The organism is Acinetobacter sp. V2, assembly GCF_001188385.1.
Classification (GTDB): domain Bacteria; phylum Pseudomonadota; class Gammaproteobacteria; order Pseudomonadales; family Moraxellaceae; genus Acinetobacter; species Acinetobacter oleivorans.
Window position 1 is genome coordinate 240,255 of sequence record NZ_JZFB01000001.1, and the last position, 3,002, is coordinate 243,256.

2 protein-coding genes and 1 pseudogene are annotated in these 3,002 nt (G+C 39.8%); 2 read left to right on the forward strand and 1 reads right to left on the reverse strand.

All coding sequences use genetic code 11. From position 1 onward, the window contains the following. The coding region (locus tag UC75_RS01080) for an isovaleryl-CoA dehydrogenase (protein ID WP_049836411.1) at positions 1–1,147 on the reverse strand (1,147 nt) is incomplete at its 3' end. A gap of 144 nt (positions 1,148–1,291) precedes the next feature. Between UC75_RS01080 and UC75_RS01085 the strand changes: the two genes are divergently transcribed. Both UC75_RS01085 and UC75_RS19590 read left to right on the forward strand, forming a co-directional pair. After that, positions 1,292–1,909 carry a TetR/AcrR family transcriptional regulator gene (locus UC75_RS01085; RefSeq protein ID WP_004793061.1) on the forward strand — a complete coding sequence of 206 codons (618 nt, stop codon included), beginning with the start codon at positions 1,292–1,294 and terminating at the stop codon, positions 1,907–1,909. A 173-nt stretch (positions 1,910–2,082) separates the two neighbouring features. After that, positions 2,083–3,002: pseudogene (locus UC75_RS19590) on the forward strand (AMP-binding protein); the annotation flags it as partial.

A 3,002-nucleotide genomic window follows, 5' to 3' on the forward strand; every position in this document is an offset into this window, starting at 1 on the left:
GACCAATCAGCATGCGGCGAATTTCAGAAGTTCCCGCGCCAATTTCATAAAGTTTTGCGTCGCGCCATAAACGGCCAGCAGGGAATTCATTGATATAACCATTACCGCCTAAAGTTTGAATTGCTTCACCTGCCATCCATGTTGCTTTTTCAGCAGCATATAAAATGGCACTTGCAGCATCTTTACGTAGACTGCGGTCATGGTCGGCTTTGTCACAGGCAGCACCAACTGCGTAGACAAGGGCTTTACATGCCAACCATGTTGAATACATATCGGCAAGTTTGCCTTGCATAAGCTGGAATTCACCTAAAGCCTGACCAAACTGTTCACGTTGGTGTAAGTATGGAATGACCACATCTAAACAAGCATCCATAATGCCTAAAGGTCCGGCACTTAAAACTGCACGTTCATAGTCCAAACCACTCATCAGTACTTTTGTGCCGTTACCAACACCGCCGAGTACGTTTTCAGCAGGTACTTCCACATTGTCAAAAAACAGTGGGTAAGTGTTAGAGCCACGCATACCGAGTTTGTCTAAATGGTTACCGTGACTAAAGCCTTTCATGCTTTTTTCAATTAAGAATGCAGTCATCCCTTTTGCACCAGCTTGCGGATCAGTTTTTGCGTAAACCACGAGTACATCTGCATCACCGCCGTTAGTGATCCACATTTTTGAACCATTTAAAACGAAGTGATCACCTTTTTGCTCTGCACGTAATTTCATGCTAACGACATCAGAACCCGCATTCGGTTCAGACATCGCAAGGGCACCAACATATTCACCGGAAATCAATTTTGGTAAATATTTCTGTTTTTGCTGCTCGTTACCGTTACGGTTAATTTGGTTTACACATAAATTAGAATGAGCACCGTAAGACAAACCAATGGCTGCCGAAGCACGAGAAATTTCTTGCATGGCAATAATATGAGCTAAATAACCCATATTGGCACCGCCATATTCTTCAGAAACCGTCATGCCTAAAAGGCCCATATCTCCGAATTTTTTCCAGAGATGTGCAGGGAATTTGTTGTCTTGATCAACTTGTTGGGCAATTGGTGCAATTTCCTTTGCACAAAAAGCGGCTACCGAATCTTGAAGCGCAATTAAAGTTTCATCTAGACCGAAATTCAAGCTGCGTAGGTTCATGATATTTTCATCCTATTGGTTATATTTGTTGTCCATAAAATATTTTGTGGGTATTTGATAAGTAACATACAATGATTTTTTGAAAAAGTGAATACAGATTCATAAAATGATTTACAATTCATTTTATTTGTTAGAGAATAAATTATGAGCTATAAACGATCATCTTTAATGCAAGAGCGGATGGAGCAAAATCGTAAATCGATTTTGAATTCAGCCAGAAAAATAATTTCAGAGGGAGGATTTAAAGACGCGCAAATACAAACAATTGCAGAGCAAGCGGGTGTATCTAGTGGACTGGTTTATCGCTACTTTGATAATAAAAGCCAAGTGCTAATTGAAGTTTTGTCCGAGGCTATTAATACAGAACTATTGGTGATTGATTCGATTACCGAAAGTGAGTTATCGGCAAAGCAGAAATTACACAAGGCGGTGGCAACCTTTGTAAAACGGGCACTGAATAGTCCTCAGCTTGCATATTCACTCATGTTTGAACCCGTCGATTCAACGGTTGAACATGAGCGTTTTCGTGTGAAGCAATTGATTAAACAAAGTATTAAAAAAATACTTGCGGATGGAAATGCAAGTGGTGAGTTTGTCTTGGATGATTTAAACACAGCCGCACTTTGTGTTGTCGGTGCCATGACCTATGTGGTGGTTGAACCCCTAGACCCAGCTCAAAATACAAAGTTTGATCATGCGCACAAAGACTATTTTTCAAAACAGATTGCTGACTTTTGTGTAGACGCTGTGCAGAAGAAATAGGGCATATAAAGGTTAAAACAACACAAAATAAGTAGTTTGGAAAAGTAGTTGCAGTAACAACAATTAGATCAGGTAAGAAGAGAATTAGAAGAATCAAGGAGAATGATTCAATGCAACAAGAACGGTTAAGCTACGCCTCGGGACCAAGCACACAGCCCTTATTGGGTATGACCATTGGTGAACAATTCGATCAGGCCTGTCGGCAATATGCAGAAAAGGAAGCAATCGTCAGTTTCCATCAAAACAGACGATTAACCTATAAAGCTTTACAGGATGAAGTAAACGCTTTTGCTTGTAGCCTTTTAAAATTGGGATTAAAAAAAGGAGATCGCTTAGCGATCTGGTCACCTAACTGTGTGGAATGGACGGTAACCCAATTTGCAGCTTTTAAAGCAGGGATTATTTTAGTCAATCTAAATACAGCTTATAAAAGCCATGAACTTGAATATGTATTGAATAAAGTCTCATGCAAAGGATTGATTATTGCTTCTCAATTCAAAACCACTGATTACCAAGAATTACTCACAAAAATTGCCCCTGAATTACCTAATAGTCCAGATAAAGTGCTCAGTTCAGCGCGACTGCCACATTTAAAATTTGTGATTAAAATCGATGACCAACAACATACGGGTATTTATCGCTTTAGTGATTTAGTCACTAAACCAACTTCTGAACAGCTAGAACAATTAAAACAATTAGCGAAGCAACATCAGTTTGATGAAACGATTAATATCCAATTTACCTCAGGCACAACAGGTAACCCTAAAGGGACCATGTTGACCCACCATAATATTTTAAATAATGGTTATTTTGTGGGTGAGGGCATTCGTCTAACACCTCAAGATAAAGTCTGTATTTCTGTACCGTTGTTTCATTGTTTCGGAATGGTCATGGGGAATCTAGCCTGCGTTACACATGGGTCAACCATGGTCTACCCATCGGCGGTATTTAATCCTTTAGAAACTTTAAAAGCGATTCATCAAGAACGCTGTACGGCAGCTTATGGCGTGCCGACCATGTTTATTGCCACCTTAGAACATGAGCAATTTAATGAGTTTGATCTATCAAGCTTAAGAACAGGAATTATGGCAGG